Source organism: Streptomyces sp. SP18BB07 (genome assembly GCF_036322545.1).
GTDB lineage: Bacteria > Actinomycetota > Actinomycetes > Streptomycetales > Streptomycetaceae > Streptomyces > Streptomyces deccanensis.
Map to the genome: position 1 here is coordinate 141,175 of NZ_JAQYWT010000363.1, position 16,135 is coordinate 157,309.

Below are 16,135 nucleotides of genomic sequence, written 5' to 3' on the forward strand. Positions count from 1 at the left end.
GCGGTCAGGTGTCGGTGAGGCGTCGACGGGTCTCCTCCGCTTCCCGCATGATCCGTTCCACCAGCTCCGCGCACGACGGCAGGTCGTCGATCACCCCGGCGACCTGCCCGGCAGCCATCACCCCCAGGTCCGTACGGCCCTCCACCATCGCGGACCTGAGCAGCATGGGCGTGTTCGCGGCGAGCAGGACCTGACTCCAGGCGAGGTCCTTGCCGTGCCGCAGCGCGAGGCCGTCGCGGACCATGCCGCGCCAGGTGAGCCCGGACAGCCGCCGGAAGCCCGCCGCGTGCCGCACGGCTCGCACCAGGGCGCGCGCCCGTCCCGACGCCTCCAGCGCGCTCACGAACTCCGTGCGGAGCATGCGGTGCGGCAACCCGTCCACGGCCCGCGTGACCGTGACGTCCTTGACGGTCGCCGCCAGATAACGGGCCTTCACCGCGTCGGGCACCGTCGAGTCCGAGGTGAGCAGGAACCGCGTGCCCATCGCCACCCCGGCCGCCCCGAACGCCAGCGCGGCCACCAGCCCCCGCCCGTCGTGGAAACCGCCGGCGGCCACCACGGGAATGTCGACGGCGTCCACGACCTGCGGCAGCAGCACGGTCGTCGCCACCTCCCCGGTGTGTCCGCCGCCCTCGCCGCCCTGCACGACCACCGCGTCCGCCCCCCACGCGGCCACCTTCTCGGCGTGCCGCCGGGCGCCCACGGACGGGATCACCACCACCCCCGCGTCCTTGAGCTCGGCGATCAGCTCCCTGGACGGCGCGAGCGCGAACGACGCCACCCGGACGCCCTCCTCCACGAGGATCCGCACCCGCTCCCGCGCGTCGCCCGCGTCGGCCCGCAGATTCACCCCGAACGGCGCGTCCGTGCGGGACCGCACCTCCCGTACGGCGTCCCGGAGCCGCGCCGGTGTCATCGTCGCGGAGGCCAGGATCCCGAGCGCCCCGGCGTTCGCCGTGGCGGAGACCAGCCGGGGACCGGCCACCCAGCCCATACCGGTCTGCACGACCGGATGGCGGACGCCGACGAGCCGGGTCAGCGCCGTCTCCATCAGCCCCGGACCTCACGGTCGCGGGTGCCCGCCGGGTCGATCACCTCGCGGATCAACCGCAGCTCCTCCGCCGTCGGGTCCCGTGTGCACGGCACCTCGTCCGGGACGGCGAGCGCGAAACCCGTCGCCTCCGCGACCTCCTCGACCGTGACCCCGGGATGCAGCGAGGCCAGCCGCATCGCGCGGTCGGGTGTCGCGAAGTCGAACACCCCGAGGTCGGACACGACCCGTGGCAGGTGGTGGAAGCGGGCGGCGGCCGGATGCGCGGCCACGCGGTCGTGGCCCACCCCGCACACCATGTCGACCTTCTCGACGAAGACCCGCCGGGAGTGCCTCGGAACCCAGTAACTGGTCGGATTGTTCAGGGTGTTGACCGGTGCTCCCCGCACCCCCAGCAACTGCCGCCTCGGCCTCGCCCAGTCGCCGACGCAGGAGATGTTCTGATTGCCGTACCGGTCGATCTGGCTCGCGCCCATCATCACGTGCCGTCGGCCGCCGGTGACCAGGTCCAGATGCCGACGGTAGGGCAGCCAGCCCTCCACGGTGCCGTCGAGGTCGACGAGCAGCGCCTCGCCGTCGGTCAGCAACAGGTCCGGCGAGAACGTCCGCCTGGCGAGGCGAGCGCCCAGCGACGGGATCAGCCCCATCGGACTCGCGAGGATCTCCCCGGCCCCGCGCCAGGCCTCGGCGCAGGCGATCACGCAGTACTCGGCGCGCGTTGCTCCGCTTGTCGTTCCGCGCGTCGTTCCGCTCGGCATCGGCCCCTCGTTCACGAGCCCTCCTTCTGCCAGGTCCGCACGGCCGACTGGTAGGCGGGCTCGTCGCCGGAGAGAAACCGCTCGGCGAAGTCCTCCCAGGGCGTGGTCGCGTACATCCTCTGGAAGGCCTCGTCCCGGCCGTGGTCGGGGGCGCAGGACGTGAAGTGCGCGCCGTTCGGGGCCTCGATCACACCCGTGACCACATGGCGGCCGACCAGCAGCGTCTGCGGCGCCGCCTCCTTCGTCAACTCGGCCGTGTCCACGATCCGTTCGCAGGAGACATACGCCGTGTCGGCCGCCTCGCAGAACAGGTCGTCGAAGTAGGGGTCCGGGCCCAGATACTGGCCGTTGCCCCCGCGGTCGGCCCGATTGACGTGCACGAACGCGGCGTCGAGGCGCAGGGCGGGCATGGCGACGAAGGTCTCGCCGTCGTCGTACGGCGAGGTGACCGTCCGCAGGCCGGGGTTGACCCGCATCACGTCCGAGCCGATGCCCGCCCGCACCGGGAGGAAGGGCAGCCGGTGCGCGGCGGCCCGCAGGCCCCCCAGGAACATCGCCTCGTCGACCTCCATCAACTCGAACGCGCCCCGCTCGCGCGCCGTGCGGAAATGGGGTTCGAGGGGGATGGAGTCCAGGGTGGCGAAGGGGGCGACCAGTTTCCTGATCCGTCCGGCGGCGGCGAGCATGCCGACGTCCGGGCCGCCGTACGAGACGACGGTGAGATCGCCGATCCCGGCCCGGAGCACCGCCCTCACCAGGGCCATCGGCTTGCGGCGCGAGCCCCAGCCGCCGATACCGACCGTCATCCCACTCACCAGCCGCGAGCCGACTTCGTCGAGCGTCATGCTCTTGTCACGCACCCGGGTCCCCCTCCACCGCGTCCGGTTTCATGGCCGACGGGCGAGCTTGGTTCGGCGGGCCGGCCTGGGCTGGCGTGCGGGCGCGGGTTGGCGTGCGGGCTTGGGTCGGTGGAGCGGCTTGGGTCGGTGTGCGGGCTTGGGCCGGTGGAGCGGCTTGGGTCGGTGTGCGGGCTTGGGCCGGTGGAGCGGCTTGGGCCGGTGTGCGGGCTTGGGTTGGCGGTGGGGCTTGTGCTGGTGGACGGGCCATGGCTGCGCCTGCCGTCCGCTCCGCCCCTGTTGTCCGCTCCGCCGCCCCTGCCGTTCGCTCCGCCGTCTCGGCCGTCCCCTCCGCCTCGGCCCTTCCCTCCCTCCGCGTCGTCCCGGCCCTCGCCTTCGTCCCGGCCCTCTCCACCACCCGTGCCCCCTCCGCCGTCTCGGCCCTGCCCTCCGTCCGCTCCCTCTCGGCCCTTCCCCCCGTCCCGAACCGGTCGCGGATCTCGTCCGCCAGTCCGCTGAGGTTGGCCTCAAAGGTGAAGCCCTGTTCGAAGCGGTAGCTGCGGCGGACGTCGACCGGGTCGATGCCGTTGATGGCGGCCTTGGCCAGGCGCAGCAGGCGGCCGTCCTTCGCGGCGATCTCCCGGGCCAACTCCAGCGCGGCCGAGGGAAGTTCGGCACGCGGTACGACCCGCCACACCGAGCCGTGCGCGCGAAGCTCCGCGGCGGTCGCCGTACGCGAGGTGTAGTACAGCGCGCGCATCAGATGCCGGGGCACCAGCCGGGCCAGATGCGTCGCCGCACCCAGCGCGCCCCGGTCCAGCTCCGGCAGCCCGAAGGTCGCGTCCTGGCTCGCCACGATCGCGTCCGCGTTCCCCACCAGCCCGATCCCACCGCCCAGACAGAACCCCTGCACGGCGGCGACCACCGGCACCTCGCACTCGTACACCGCGGCGAAGGCCTCCGCACACCCGTGGTTGGCGCCGATCAACGCGCTCTGCCCCACCGCCTGGATCTCCTTGATGTCCACCCCGGCGTTGAACCCGCGCCCCTCCGCCCCCAGCACGACACACCGCACCTCGGGATCGCGCCCCGCGCCGCGCACGGCCTCCGCCAGCTCGAACCAGCCGCGCACCGGCAGCGCGTTCACCGGCGGGAAGTCGACCGTGACGACGGAAATCCCCTTTTCCGGGGACGAGGTGGAGACACTCATCGGCGCATCAGCTACCTTCCACCTAACGTTTGTTTGGTGCGTCTCTTCTGCGGAAGGTAGCAGCGGATGCGGCTCAACGGGAAGGTCGCCGTCGTCACCGGCGGCACGCGCGGCGTCGGCGCCGGCATCGCCCGCGCCTTCACCGAAGCCGGCGCCGAGGTCGTGACCTGCGCCCGCAGACCGCCCGAAGTACCGCTCAAGGGCGCCGAGTTCATACCGCTGGACGTCCGCGACCCCGACGCGGTGCACCGCTTCTTCGCCGAACTGCCCCGCGTGGACGTCCTCGTCAACAACGCCGGCGGCACCCCCTACCGCCCACTCACCGAGGCCGACGCCCGCCGCCACGCGCGCGTGCTCGAACTCAACCTCACCGCCCCGCTGACCGTCTCCCTCGCCGCCCACGCGCAGCTACGGCGGACCCGGGGCGCGATCGTGATGATCGGCAGCGTCAGCGGCAGCCGCCCCTCACCCGGCTCGGCTGCCTACGGCGCCGCCAAGGCCGGCCTGGAACACCTCGCCCGCTCCATGGCCGTGGAGTGGGCCCCGGAGATCCGGGTCAACACCCTCGTCCTCGGCATGGTCCGCACCGAGCTCTCCCACCTCCACTACGGCGACGAGGCCGGCGTCGCCGCCGTCGCCCGCACCGTGCCGCTGGGCCGCCTCGCCGCCCCCTCCGACATCGGCGACGCGGCGGTCTTCCTCGCCTCCGACGCGGCCGCCTACATCACCGGCGCCTCCCTCCTCGTCCACGGTGGCGGCGAACGCCCCGCCTTCCTGGACGCGGCGACGGCCCACACCGACGAAGGAGAACCACGATGAGCGGCACACACCGGCACCGCGCGGGGCGGCTCTGCGAAGGGCGCGTGGTCGTCGTGACCGGCGCGGGCCGCGGCCTCGGGCGCGCGCACGCGCTCGCGTACGCCGCCGAAGGCGCCCGCGTGGTCGTCAACGACCTCGGCGTCGGACTCGACGGCACACCCGACCCCGACAGCCCCGCCGCCCGGGTCGTCGAGGAGATCCGCGCCCAGGGAGGGGACGCGGTCGCGCACGGCGGGGACATCGCCACGACCGACGGCGCCGCCTCCCTGGTCCGCACCGCTCTGGACACCTACGGCCGACTCGACACCCTCGTCAACAACGCCGGCTTCCTGCGCGACCGGATGCTCGTCAACCTCGACGAGGACGACTTCGACGCCGTCCTCCGCGTCCACCTCAAGGGCCACTTCCTGCCCCTGAAACACGCCGCCGCCCACTGGCGCGCCGAGACCAGGGCGGGCCGCACCCCCACCGCGCGCATCGTCAACACCAGCAGCGGTGCGGGCCTGCTGGGCTCACTCGGCCAGGGCAACTACAGCGCCGCCAAGGCCGGCATCGTGGGCCTCACCCTCGTCGCCGCCGCGGAACTCGCCCGCTACGGCGTCCAGGTCAACGCCATCGCCCCCGCGGCCCGCACCAGGATGACCGAGACGGTCTTCGCCGAGACCATGGCCGCCCCCGACACCGGCTTCGACGCCATGGCCCCCGAGAACGTCTCCCCCCTGGTGGTCTGGCTGGGCTCCCCCGCGAGCGACGGCGTCACCGGCCGCGTCTTCGAGACGGAAGCGGGCCGCATCACCGTCATGGAGGGCTGGCACCCGGGCCCGACCGAGGACAAACACGCCCGCCGCACCCCGGAGGAGGCGGGCGAGACCGTACGAAAGCTCCTGGCGGAGGCCCGCCCCCCGGCCCCGGTATACGGCACCTCATGACCGGACCCGCGCCCCTAAGGAGCGCGGGGAACTGCGCGACAAGCCCCCACCCACCCGCACCCGCCCCCCAACCGAACCCACCACCCCCTCCCGCGCCCCACCCCACCCACCCCTACGTGTCACACTCCAACACCGTCCGACACAACCCACACCGAGCCCGCACCCGCCCCCGCACCGGCACCCGAATCCGCTGCTGACACGTCGGACAGGGAAACGACACCCGCAACGCGACCCCCCGCCCCTCCGCCGTGAACGCATACGAGACCCCCGCACCCCCCGCCCCCACACCCCCCGGCCCAGCCGACCGCAGGTCCCCCGCATGGCGCCGATCCTGCACATACCGCCGCCGCCCCACCCACCCCGCCGCCGTCAGCGGCGGCTGCCGCTCGTCGCTCCGCGCCCGCACCCGGCCCTCCGCGAACGCGGCATACGCCTGCGCACTGGTGAACCACACCGACGGATCCTCACCGAACACCTGCGCCCGCTTGGCCAGCACGTACCCGAACTCCTCCGGCGTCAGATACCCCAGCTTCTGCGACGACGCGCCGTCCTCCCGGTACGCGTCCAGCAGCAGCCACCCCGCCCCCAGATACGTCGCCGCCGTGTCCGTCAGGATCTCGTTCTCCCGCGTACCGGAAAAGGACAGCCCGAGCCGGTGCAGATAGACGTGCATCACCTCGTGCGCCAGGGCCGCCCCGATGTCCCGCCGATGCCTGCGGAAACGGTCGTTGAGTTCGACGAAGTACTCCGGCCCCGCCGCCAGCTCCACATGCGCCGCGTGCGTCATCTCCCGGAACGAGACGATCATCCGCGCGTCCGGCAACCGATAGTGCCGCACCAACTCCCGCGCCACCCGCTGCGCCCCCAGATACAGATCGTCGGTGTCGCAGAACGCCACGTCGACGGGGGCCACACTGGTGGCGAAGGTCTGGATCGTGTCGTACGAGAGCCGCTTGTACAGTGCGGTGATCGACGCCCGCACGGTGTCCAGGTGCGGGTAGCCGTGCTCGACAGGTCCGCCGTTCGCCACGTCCGCACCCCCAGAAGACGCCCCGATACGTTCCACTCTAAGCCGGTGCGGGCCGCGAACCACGGCGTCGTAGGGTGACGACCATGACCACCAGCAACACCGATCAGGCGAACAGCGGCGCCGCCCCGGCCGGCCACGTCGACGCGGACGTCCGGGCCGAACTCACCCGGCTGCGCGACAGCATCGACAACATCGACGCCGCCGTCGTCCACATGCTCGCCGAACGCTTCAAGTGCACCCAGCGGGTCGGCCACCTCAAGGCCGCGCACCACCTGCCCGCCGCCGACCCGGGCCGCGAGGCCCAGCAGATCAACCGCCTGCGCGGCCTCGCCGAAAGCGCCAAACTGGACCCGGCGTTCGCGGAGAAACTGCTGAACTTCATCATCGCCGAGGTCATCCGCCACCACGAACGCATCGCGGACGACGCCCTCAACAGCGCGGCGGGCACCGCACCCAACCGGGGGGAGTGACATCGAGTCCTCCAAAGGGCATCCTGCGTGAGCACTGCTTGTCAGGAATCGACCACACACCGTGAGAAGCCATGCCGTCGGAAACCAAGATCCTCATCGTCGACGACCATGAGGACACGCTGTACGCCCTGGAGAGCGCCCTGGCCCCCCTGGGCTACCTGCTGACGCGCGCCACCAGCGGCGACGCGGCACTCAAGGAAGTCCTCCGCGGCCAGGTCGGCCTGCTCCTCCTCGACGTCCGCATGCCCGGCGTCAGCGGCCTCGACGTCGTCCGCTACATGCGCGGCGTCGAACAGACCCAGCACATCCCCGTCATCCTCCTCACCGGCTTCGGCCCCGACGCCGAACTCACCGCCACCGCCTACCGCCTCGGCGTCGCCGACCTCGTCATGAAACCCATCGACCCCTGGGCCCTGCGCACCAAGGTCCGCTACCTCTACGACGCCCACGAACGCTCCCACGCCCTGGAACGCGAGGTCCGCGACCTGCGCGCACGCCTCAAGAACCACGACGAACCCCGGCGCCACGGCGACGGCGGCCACCGCGACAAGGGGCGCGTCCCCGCGCAGGCCGACGGAGCGAAGGACCGGGCATAGGCCGCATACGGCCGGACGCGCGGCGCGTACGACCGGACAAAGGTCGCGTACCAGGCCCGCCCCTGTCCTGCGTCAAGGCCATCAGGCAGCATGTCCCTCATGTCCGTACTGACGCGCGACGAAGCGCATGCCCGTGCTCGGCTCCTCGACGTCCACCGCTACGAGATCGCACTCGACCTCACGCGCGGCGACGAGACCTTCGACTCCCGTACCGTCATCCACTTCACCGTGCGGGGGAAGAAGAAGGCCGCGGACACCTTCGTCGAGCTCAAGCCCGCCGAGCTGCGCACCGTCACCCTCGACGGCGAAGCCCTCGACCCAGCCACCCTCGACGGCAACCGCCTCCCCCTCAAGGGCCTCACCCCGGGCGACCACGAACTGCGCGTCGACGCCGCCATGCGCTACTCCCGCACCGGCGAGGGCATGCACCGCTTCACCGACCCCACCGACGGCGAGACCTACGTCTACACCCAGCTCTTCATGGACGACGTGCAGCGTGTCTTCGCCGCCTTCGACCAACCCGACCTCAAGGCCGCCTTCGACCTCACCGTCACCGCCCCCGAAGGCTGGACCGTCCTCGCCAACGGCATCACCGAACGACAGGACGACGGCACCTGGCGGGCCGCCACCACCCCGCTGATCTCCACCTACCTCGTCGCCGTCGCCGCCGGCCCCTGGCACTCCGTCCGCACCGAACACCGCGGCCTGCCCTTCGGCATCCACTGCCGCCGCTCCCTCGCCCCCCACCTCGACACCGACGCCGACGAGATCCTCGACGTCACCCGCGCCCTCTTCGACCGCTACCACGAGAAGTTCGAGGAGCCGTACCCCTTCGACTCCTACGACCAGGCGTTCGTCCCCGAGTTCAACGCCGGCGCCATGGAGAACCCCGGCCTCGTCACCTTCCGCGACGAGTTCGTCTACCGCTCCGCCGTCACCGACACCGAACGCCAGACCCGCGCCATGGTCATCGCCCACGAGATGGCCCACATGTGGTTCGGCGACCTCGTCACCCTCAAGTGGTGGGACGACATCTGGCTCAACGAGTCCTTCGCCGAGTACATGGGCTACCAGACCCTCACCGAGGCCAGCCGCTTCACGGACACCTGGGTCGACTTCGGCGTCGCCCGCAAGGCCTGGGGCTACGACGCCGACCAGCGCCCCTCCACCCACCCCGTCGCCCCCGAGAACGTCGACGACACCGCCGCCGCCCTCCTCAACTTCGACGGCATCTCCTACGCCAAGGGCGCCTCCGCCCTGCGCCAACTCGTCACCTGGCTCGGCGAGAAGGACTTCCTCGCCGGCATCAACGCCCACTTCACCCGCCACCGCTTCGGCAACGCCACCCTCGCCGACTTCATCGACAACCTCGCCGGCGCCACCGAACGCGACGTCCACGCCTGGGCCGACGCCTGGCTCCGCACCACCGGCGTCGACACCCTCACCCCCGAGGTCACCCGCGCCGCCGACGGCACCTACACCCTCACCGTCGACCACACCGGCGGCCGCCCCCACCGCATCGCCGTCGGCCTCTACGACCGGGACCACGGCGACGACCAGGGCCACCTCACCCTCCGCGACCGCGTCGAACTCGACCTCCCCCAGACCGCCGCCCAGCCCATCGGCAAGCGACCCGCACTGCTCCTCCTCAACGACGGCGACCTCACCTACGCCAAGGTCCGCTTCGACCCCGACTCCTTCACCGCCGTCACCGGCCACCTCTGCGGCCTGCCCGACCCCCTCACCCGCGCCGTCGTCTGGAACGCCCTGCGCGACGCCGTACGCGACGCCGAACTCCCGCCCACCGCCTACCTGGAGGCGGCCCGCACCCACCTCCCGCGCGAGACCGACCTCGCCATCGTCCAGGGCGTCCTCGGCTTCGCCGGCACCCAGGTCGCCGCCCGCTACCTCGCCCCCGAACAGCGCGCCGCCGGCCTCGCCACCCTCGGCTCCCTCTGCCGCGACCTCATCCGCCGCACCGAGGACGGCGACAACCCCGGCCTGCGCCTCATCGCCGTACGCCACTTCATCGACGTCACCGCCCACCCCGAGACCATCGCCGCCTGGCTCGCCGAGGGCACGGTCCCCGGCGGGCCCGAACTCGACCCCGAACTGCGCTGGCGCGTCCTCGGCCGGCTCGCCGTCCTCGGCGCGGTGGACGCCGCCACGATCGACGGCGAACTGGAGCGGGACCCCAGCGCCAGCGGCCGGGAAGGCGCGGCCCGCTGCCGGGCCGCGCTGCCCGACGCCGAGGCCAAGCGGGCCGCCTGGGAGGCGATGTTCACCTCCGACGACCTCTCCAACTACCTGTTCACCGCCACCGCCCAGGGCTTCTGGCAGCCCGAACAGGCGGAACTCCTCACGGAGTACGTCGAGCGGTACTGGGCCGACGCGGTGTCGCTGGCCGCTCGGCGCGGACCGGCGATCGCGGAAGCGGCGGGGCGGTGGGCGTTCCCCGTGTACGCGGTGGACCCGGAGACACTGGGACTGGGGGAGCGGTGCCTCCAGGACGGTGAGGTGATCCCGGCGCTCCGGCGCAAGCTCGTGGATCAACTGGACGATCTCGCACGGGCGTTGCGGGTGCGGGAGGCATAGGCCGGGGTGCGCCGTAGGGGCTTGGGGGTTCTGCGGGCCGTTCGTGGCTGGTCGCGCAGTTCCCCGCGCCCCTGACGGGGCCGCTGCTGTGCGGGGCGTCCTCCCGTACCCTCTTTCGGCTGTAATCAACGGCCTTTTCGGGCTCGGCACCCGATTGGCGTACAAGATGGGATTCCCCGTGCTCGGAGGAACCCATGACCGCCCCGCCCCTCGCCTCGGGACCCCAAGGTCCCGACGCGCTCCGGCCGTTGCTCGACACCGTGCTCGACGCGTTGCGGGAGGGGGCCGGGACACGGGGCGGCCCCCTCCCCGCCGGTGGCCCGGAGGCCGTCGCGGCGATGGTGCGGGACGCCCTCGGAGAGCCGCTGCCCGCCGAAGGCGACCCGGACGCCCTGCACCGCCTGGTCCGCGCCCTCGCCGCCGGCACCGCCGACCCCGCCGACCCCCTGTGCGCGGCCCACCTGCACACCCCACCCCTGGCCGTCGCCGCCGCCGCGGACCTCGCCGTCTCCGTGCTGAACCCCTCCCTCGACTCCTGGGACCAGGCCCCGGCCGCCTCCGCCCTCGAAGCACTCGTGACCCGGGCACTCGCCGAAGAGACCGGCGCCGCCGACGCGCTCGTCACCACCGGCGGCACCGAATCCAACCAACTCGCCCTGCTCCTGGCCCGGGAGACACACCCCGGCGTACGACTCGTCTGCGGTGCCAACGCCCACCACTCCCTGCCCCGCGCCGCCTGGCTCCTCGGCCTGCCCGAACCCGTCGTCATCCCGACCCCGGCCGGCACCCTCGACCCCGCCGCCCTGGACGACGCCCTCACCCACCTCCCCGGCCCCCTCCTCGTCGCGGCCACCGCCGGCACCACCGACGCCGGACTCATCGACCCCCTGCCCGCCATCGCCGACCTCTGCCGCACACACGGAGCCCGGCTCCACATCGACGCCGCCTACGGCGGAGGCCTCCTGTTCAGCGACCGGCACCGGCCCCGGCTCGACGGCCTCGCCCGCGCCCACACCGTCACCCTGGACCTGCACAAACTGGGCTGGCAGCCGGTCGCCGCCGGACTCCTCGCCGTACGCGACGCGGCAGACCTCGCCGCCCTGCACCAGCGCGCCGACTACCTCAACGCCGACGACGACACCGAGGCCGGCCTGCCCGACCTCCTCGGCCGGTCACTGCGCACCACCCGACGGCCCGACATCCTCAAGACCGCCGTCACCCTCAAGACCCTGGGCCGCACCGGACTCGGCCGACTCGTCGACCAGGTCTGCGCCCTCGCCCAGGAGTTCGCCGACACCGTCGAGGCACACCCCGGCTTCGAGCTCCACGACCGGCCCACCATCAGCACGGTCCTCTTCCGGCCCGCCGGAGCCCCCGACACGGCCGTGGCAGCCGTTCGCCGCCGGCTCCTCCACGACGGCCGGGCCGTCATAGGCCGCGCCGAGCTCGACGGCCGGCTCTGGCTGAAAACCACCCTGCTCAACCCCCACGCCCGGCCGGACGATCTCACCGCCCTGCTGAAGCTCGTAGACCTCGCAAGCCTCGCCGAAGGACACACCCCCACATGAGCACCACCCCCGCGCACGACCAGCCCGACCCCGAAGCTCCCCGCGACCTCGTCGGCGTCGGCATCGGACCCGCCAACCTCTCCCTCGCCGCCCTCGCCCACCCCCTCGCCGAACTCGACGCCGTCTTCTACGAACAGCGCCCCGGCTTCGACTGGCACCCCGGCCTGCTCATCGACGGCGCCACCGTCCAAGTGCCGTTCCTGGCCGACCTGGTGACCCTCGCCGACCCGGTGAGCCCCTGGTCGTTCCTGAACTACCTCAGGACCCGCGACCGGCTCTTCCCGTTCTACTTCGCCGAGCGGTTCCACATCCAGCGCGCCGAATACGACGCCTACTGCCGCTGGGTCGCCGAGAACCTGCCGGGACTACGGTTCGGCCACCAGGTCGACTCGGTGCGCTGGAACCCCGAACGGGACCTGTTCGAGGTCGACTTCAGCCGACTCGACGCCGACGGAGAGGTCGAGGCCCTCGGCCGCACCCACGCCCGCAACATCGTGCTCGGCGTCGGCACCGAACCGTACGTGCCCGAACCCCTCAAGCCGCTCGTCGAGGCGGCCGGCGTGCCCGTCGTCCACGCCGCGGACTACCTCGGCGAACGCGACCGCCTGCTGACCGCCGGACACGTCACCGTCATCGGCGCCGGACAGTCCGGCGCCGAGGTCTTCCTCGACCTGCTCAGACACCGGCCCGCAGGCCGGGAAGGACTGCACTGGCTCGGCCGGACCGAGGCGTTCGCCCCCATGGAGTACTCCAAGCTGGGCCTGGAACACTTCACCCCCGACTACACCCGCTACTTCCACGCCCTCGCCGAACCCACCCGCGACCGGCTCGTCGCCGCCCAGTGGCAGCTCCACAAGGGCATCGGCGCCGACACCATCGCCGCCATCCACGACGAGCTGTACCGCCGCACCCTCGACGGCGGCTGGCCCGACGCCGTCCTCACCCCCGGCGTACACGTCCGCACCGCCGGCCGACTCGCCACCACCCGGGTCGAACTCCACCTCGAACACCTCGAGCAGGGCACCCGCTCCCGCCTCACCACCGACGCCGTCGTCCTCGCCACCGGCTACCGCGAACGCCCCCTGGACCGCGTCCTCGCCGGCCTCGACCCGTACATGCGGCGCGACAACCGCGAGCGGCCCCGCGTCGACGAGAACTTCCGGATGATCCTCGACCCGTCCATCACCGCCTCGGGCTGCCACGTCTACGTCCAGAACGCCGAACTCCACACCCACGGCGTCGGCGCCCCCGACCTCGGCCTCGCCGCCTGGCGCAGCGCCACCATCCTCAACACCCTCACCGACAAGGAGCCCTACCCACTGCCCGGCCGCACCGCCTTCACCACCTTCGGCCTCGAACCCCAGCCGCAGATCCCGCCCGCCCGCAGGCCCGACTCCGCCGTCCCCCTCACCCCCCTGGTCGACGTGAGGTAGCCGACAGGCAAAGAAGCAAGGGGGGAGGCGGCCGCAGCAACCGCTACGGCCACCTCCCCCCTGGAAGACCGGCGTACCGACTAGAAGACCGGCGTACCGTTCCGCGTCAGCTTCCAGTCCACCGAAGCGAAGTCGGCCGGGTCGATCGACCCCTTCGCCTTCACCCACGCGATCATCGTGTTACGGATCTCGTCCGAGTTCGACCACAGCAGCTGCGCCGCGGCGACATGCGGGAAGTTGCCACCGCCGTTGGCCCGGTAGTTGTTCACCGCGAACACGAACTTCTGCTCGTCCGCCAGCGGAGCACCCTCGAACCGCACGTTCGTGATGCGCGACCCCGCCGGCTTCGCGATGTCGATCTCGTACGACAGCCCGCTCACCGCGTCGTAGTTGTAGTCAGGCGTCCCGTTCGCGTTGGTCAGCTTCGCCGGGTCGACCGCCGCGTCCGCCGCCGTCTGCACGAAGTAGTTCGCCGAGTACTCCAGGTACGCCTTCATCTGCGCACCCGTCATCAGACGCGCCTCCAGCGTGTTCTCGAAGACGTACAGACCGGCGACGTCCCGAATGGTGACGTTCCCCGCCGGGATCACCGCGCTCCGCGAGAACGCCGCCGCCTGCGACAGCACCGGCAACGACCCGTACTCGGTCGCCGAGAGCGCCTGCTTCACCGTGTCGGCCTGGATGTGGTTGATCAGATCGATGATCGCCACGTCCTTGTACGGCGCCTCCACCGACGTCATCTCGGCGGCATTCGTACCGATGATCTGATTGACGTACGCCACGACCTTCTCGTGCTCGTCACCCAGCATCTTCACGATCACCGGGTCCTCCTCCACCGTGTTGGAGTTGAGCACCTGCGCCGCGACCTTCTCGACCTTCCAGCAGCCCTTGCTCCACACCAGCTCGAAGTCGAACAGCGTCAGCCGCTGCCCCCACTTCAGCGGCTCCGACAGCACGACCTGCTTGCCCGTCTCCTTGTTGGTGACGAAGTACTCCGGGATCTCCGTGTGCGCGTGCCCCACGAGAATCGCGTCGATCCCCGGCACCTGCTCGGCGACCAGCCCGGCGGCGTTCTCGATGTACGGCAACTGGTCACCGTACGACGACGTCCCCGACGAACCGCTGTGCGCCGACACGATGACGACGTCCGCCCCCATCGACCGCAGCTTCGGCACCCACTTCGCCGCCTGCTCCTCCAGCCCCGGGAACGTCATCTTCCCCTGCACGTTCGCCTTGTCCCAGATCGCGATCCCCGGGTTGGTCAGCCCCAGCACCGCCACCTTCACATCACGCCCGTGCGGCGTACGCAACCGGTGCATGCTGTACGGCGGGAAAGCCGGCCGCAGCGTCTTCGCGTCCAGCGCGTTCGCCCCGAGCAACGGGAAACGACACTGCTCCTGGAACTTCCGCAGTACCGGAATGCCGTAGTTGAACTCGTGGTTGCCCAGCGCCGCCGCGTCGTAGTCGATCGCGTTCATCGCCTGCGCCATCGGGTGCACCGGACCACCCTTGGCGGTGATCGGGTCCACCTTCGCGTAGTAGTACGACAACTGAGTGCCCTGAATGGTGTCACCGGCGTCGATGAGCAGCGTGTTCCGGCGCCCCTTCTCCTTGCGGATCCGGTTCACCAGCGTGGAGATCTTCGCCAGACCGACATCGTTGTGCGCCTTGTCGTCGAACTCCTTGTCCGTGAAGTAGTCCCAGTTGAAGACGTTCCCGTGCAGGTCGGTCGTCCCCATCACGGTGAAGCTGTACCGCTTCGGCGCCTTCTTCCCCTCGGGCTTCACCTCGGCCGCCTGCGCGCTCGGAGCGAGCGCCGTACCGGCGACGGCCACACCCGCACCGGTGACGGCCGACTTCTTCAGGAACTTCCGGCGGTTCAGGGGCATATCGGGGCACTCCTCGGAGGAACGGACGATCGCAACGCGCGTAGACAAGGGACGTCACAACGCGCGTAGATTCTGACCCGCCGCGCCCCCACCGCAACAGACCCCCCAGGTTGCGATCTGGTGACCGACAACACCCACCACCAGGCCATCAGTGACAGAGTGGGGCGTATGACCACCAGTCCAGAGGAAGCCCAGCCCACCGCCGTCCCCTACGGCACCCCCGACGCGCCCCGCATCGCCGTACGCGGCGAAGCCCGCCTCGACGTCGACCCCGAAATAGCCCGCATCGGAGTCACCGTCCTCGCCCGCGGCAAGGACCGGCGCGCCGCCCTCGACGACCTCACCCGCCGCAACACCACCGTCCTCGACCTGGTCAAGACCTACGGCGAAGCAGTCGAACGACTGGAGACCGGCGCCTTCTCCATCACCCCCGAACTCAAGGAGAAGGGCCGAGGAGAACGCATCCAGGCCTACCACGGCCGCGTCCACATCACCGCCGAACTCACCGACTTCACCGCCCTCGGCGAACTCACCACCCGCCTCGCCGACCTCGACCTCACCCGGGTCGACGGCCCCTGGTGGTCCCTCCGCCCCGACTCACCCGCCCACAGGAAGGCCAGGCAGAAAGCGGTCACAGAAGCCGTCCAACGCGCCCGCGAATACGCCGAAGCCCTCGGCACCACCCTCGCCGCCCTCGTCGAACTCGCCGACATCGGCGCCGAAGCCCCCCAACCCCTCCGCCCCAACGCCCCCGGCGGCCTCATGCGCTCCGCCAGAGCCAAGAGCGCCGACGACACCGACGCCGCACCCCTCGACCTCGAACCCCAACGCCAGCGCGTCCACGCACAGGTCAACGCCCGCTTCACGATGCGGCCCCCACGCCTGTGACAGGCCCTCCCGCATCTGATGACTACTTGTCAATTACCCTTCACCCGACCGCCGTTGAGTAGT

At 71.5% G+C, this 16,135-nt stretch carries 13 protein-coding genes and 1 pseudogene; 8 read left to right on the forward strand and 6 right to left on the reverse strand.

The genetic code is table 11. From position 1 onward, the window contains the following. Positions 1-4 precede the first annotated feature (4 nt). The 4 genes and pseudogenes from PUR53_RS41820 to PUR53_RS41835 all read right to left on the reverse strand — a co-directional run. Positions 5-1,051 (reverse strand): NAD(P)H-dependent flavin oxidoreductase, encoded by a 1,047-nt coding sequence (locus PUR53_RS41820; RefSeq protein WP_329899044.1) that lies wholly within the window; start codon positions 1,049-1,051, stop codon positions 5-7. Then, entirely contained in the window at positions 1,051-1,809 is a 759-nt protein-coding gene (locus PUR53_RS41825) for a CoA-transferase subunit beta (protein ID WP_329912170.1), read from the reverse strand. The genes PUR53_RS41820 and PUR53_RS41825 overlap by 1 nt, the downstream gene beginning before the upstream one ends. An 11-nt stretch (positions 1,810-1,820) precedes the next feature. After that, on the reverse strand, positions 1,821-2,669 hold the full coding sequence (locus tag PUR53_RS41830) for a CoA transferase subunit A (protein WP_329912056.1): 849 nt from the start codon (positions 2,667-2,669) through the stop codon (positions 1,821-1,823). 442 nt (positions 2,670-3,111) lie between these two features. Next, positions 3,112-3,855, reverse strand: a pseudogene (locus tag PUR53_RS41835) (enoyl-CoA hydratase family protein); the annotation flags it as partial. A gap of 66 nt (positions 3,856-3,921) precedes the next feature. Between PUR53_RS41835 and PUR53_RS41840 the strand changes: the two are divergent. Further along, the gene (locus tag PUR53_RS41840; protein WP_329899046.1) at positions 3,922-4,674 is read left to right on the forward strand and encodes an SDR family oxidoreductase; all 753 of its coding nucleotides are present in this window, start codon (positions 3,922-3,924) and stop codon (positions 4,672-4,674) included. Beyond that, positions 4,671-5,603: an SDR family oxidoreductase gene (locus tag PUR53_RS41845; RefSeq protein WP_329899047.1), complete on the forward strand. Its 933-nt coding sequence runs from the start codon at positions 4,671-4,673 to the stop codon at positions 5,601-5,603. The genes PUR53_RS41840 and PUR53_RS41845 overlap by 4 nt, the downstream gene beginning before the upstream one ends. Before the next feature lie 112 nt (positions 5,604-5,715). Here the strand turns inward: PUR53_RS41845 and PUR53_RS41850 are convergent, their stop codons facing one another. Further along, positions 5,716-6,633, reverse strand: a complete 918-nt coding sequence (locus PUR53_RS41850) for a hypothetical protein (protein WP_329912057.1) — start codon at positions 6,631-6,633, stop codon at positions 5,716-5,718. 83 nt (positions 6,634-6,716) lie between these two features. On the opposite strand from PUR53_RS41850, the gene PUR53_RS41855 reads away from it, so the two are divergent. From PUR53_RS41855 to PUR53_RS41875, 5 genes are all read left to right on the forward strand, one after another. Then, the gene (locus PUR53_RS41855) at positions 6,717-7,103 is read left to right on the forward strand and encodes a chorismate mutase (protein ID WP_329899049.1); all 387 of its coding nucleotides are present in this window, start codon (positions 6,717-6,719) and stop codon (positions 7,101-7,103) included. Between the two features lie 71 nt (positions 7,104-7,174). Continuing rightward, on the forward strand, positions 7,175-7,699 hold the full coding sequence (locus tag PUR53_RS41860) for a response regulator (protein ID WP_329899050.1): 525 nt from the start codon (positions 7,175-7,177) through the stop codon (positions 7,697-7,699). A gap of 90 nt (positions 7,700-7,789) precedes the next feature. Then, positions 7,790-10,294 carry an aminopeptidase N gene (pepN, locus tag PUR53_RS41865; protein WP_329912058.1) on the forward strand — a complete coding sequence of 835 codons (2,505 nt, stop codon included), beginning with the start codon at positions 7,790-7,792 and terminating at the stop codon, positions 10,292-10,294. Between the two features lie 194 nt (positions 10,295-10,488). Further along, the gene (locus tag PUR53_RS41870) at positions 10,489-11,862 is read left to right on the forward strand and encodes a pyridoxal phosphate-dependent decarboxylase family protein (protein ID WP_329912059.1); all 1,374 of its coding nucleotides are present in this window, start codon (positions 10,489-10,491) and stop codon (positions 11,860-11,862) included. Continuing rightward, positions 11,859-13,295 (forward strand): lysine N(6)-hydroxylase/L-ornithine N(5)-oxygenase family protein, encoded by a 1,437-nt coding sequence (locus tag PUR53_RS41875; RefSeq protein WP_329899053.1) that lies wholly within the window; start codon positions 11,859-11,861, stop codon positions 13,293-13,295. Before PUR53_RS41870 ends, PUR53_RS41875 begins: the two co-directional genes overlap by 4 nt. Before the next feature lie 80 nt (positions 13,296-13,375). Here the strand turns inward: PUR53_RS41875 and PUR53_RS41880 are convergent, their stop codons facing one another. Then, the gene (locus PUR53_RS41880) at positions 13,376-15,184 is read right to left on the reverse strand and encodes a 5'-nucleotidase C-terminal domain-containing protein (protein ID WP_329912060.1); all 1,809 of its coding nucleotides are present in this window, start codon (positions 15,182-15,184) and stop codon (positions 13,376-13,378) included. A gap of 168 nt (positions 15,185-15,352) precedes the next feature. Here PUR53_RS41880 and PUR53_RS41885 point away from each other — a divergent pair, with 168 nt between their 5' ends. After that, entirely contained in the window at positions 15,353-16,072 is a 720-nt protein-coding gene (locus PUR53_RS41885) for an SIMPL domain-containing protein (protein WP_329899055.1), read from the forward strand. The last annotated feature ends 63 nt before the right edge of the window (positions 16,073-16,135 follow it).

Bases quoted from the DNA above. Each gene is read 5' to 3' on its own strand.
- PUR53_RS41860 (WP_329899050.1), top strand. From the start codon at position 7,175: ATGCCGTCGGAAACCAAGATCCTCATCGTCGACGACCATGAGGACACG.
- PUR53_RS41870 (WP_329912059.1), top strand. From the start codon at position 10,489: ATGACCGCCCCGCCCCTCGCCTCGGGACCCCAAGGTCCCGACGCGCTC.
- PUR53_RS41840 (WP_329899046.1), top strand. From the start codon at position 3,922: ATGCGGCTCAACGGGAAGGTCGCCGTCGTCACCGGCGGCACGCGCGGC.
- PUR53_RS41875 (WP_329899053.1), top strand. From the start codon at position 11,859: ATGAGCACCACCCCCGCGCACGACCAGCCCGACCCCGAAGCTCCCCGC.
- PUR53_RS41880 (WP_329912060.1), bottom strand. From the start codon at position 15,184: ATGCCCCTGAACCGCCGGAAGTTCCTGAAGAAGTCGGCCGTCACCGGT.
- pepN (WP_329912058.1), top strand. From the start codon at position 7,790: ATGTCCCTCATGTCCGTACTGACGCGCGACGAAGCGCATGCCCGTGCT.
- PUR53_RS41820 (WP_329899044.1), bottom strand. From the start codon at position 1,051: ATGGAGACGGCGCTGACCCGGCTCGTCGGCGTCCGCCATCCGGTCGTG.
- PUR53_RS41825 (WP_329912170.1), bottom strand. From the start codon at position 1,809: ATGCCGAGCGGAACGACGCGCGGAACGACAAGCGGAGCAACGCGCGCC.
- PUR53_RS41885 (WP_329899055.1), top strand. From the start codon at position 15,353: ATGACCACCAGTCCAGAGGAAGCCCAGCCCACCGCCGTCCCCTACGGC.
- PUR53_RS41845 (WP_329899047.1), top strand. From the start codon at position 4,671: ATGAGCGGCACACACCGGCACCGCGCGGGGCGGCTCTGCGAAGGGCGC.
- PUR53_RS41855 (WP_329899049.1), top strand. From the start codon at position 6,717: ATGACCACCAGCAACACCGATCAGGCGAACAGCGGCGCCGCCCCGGCC.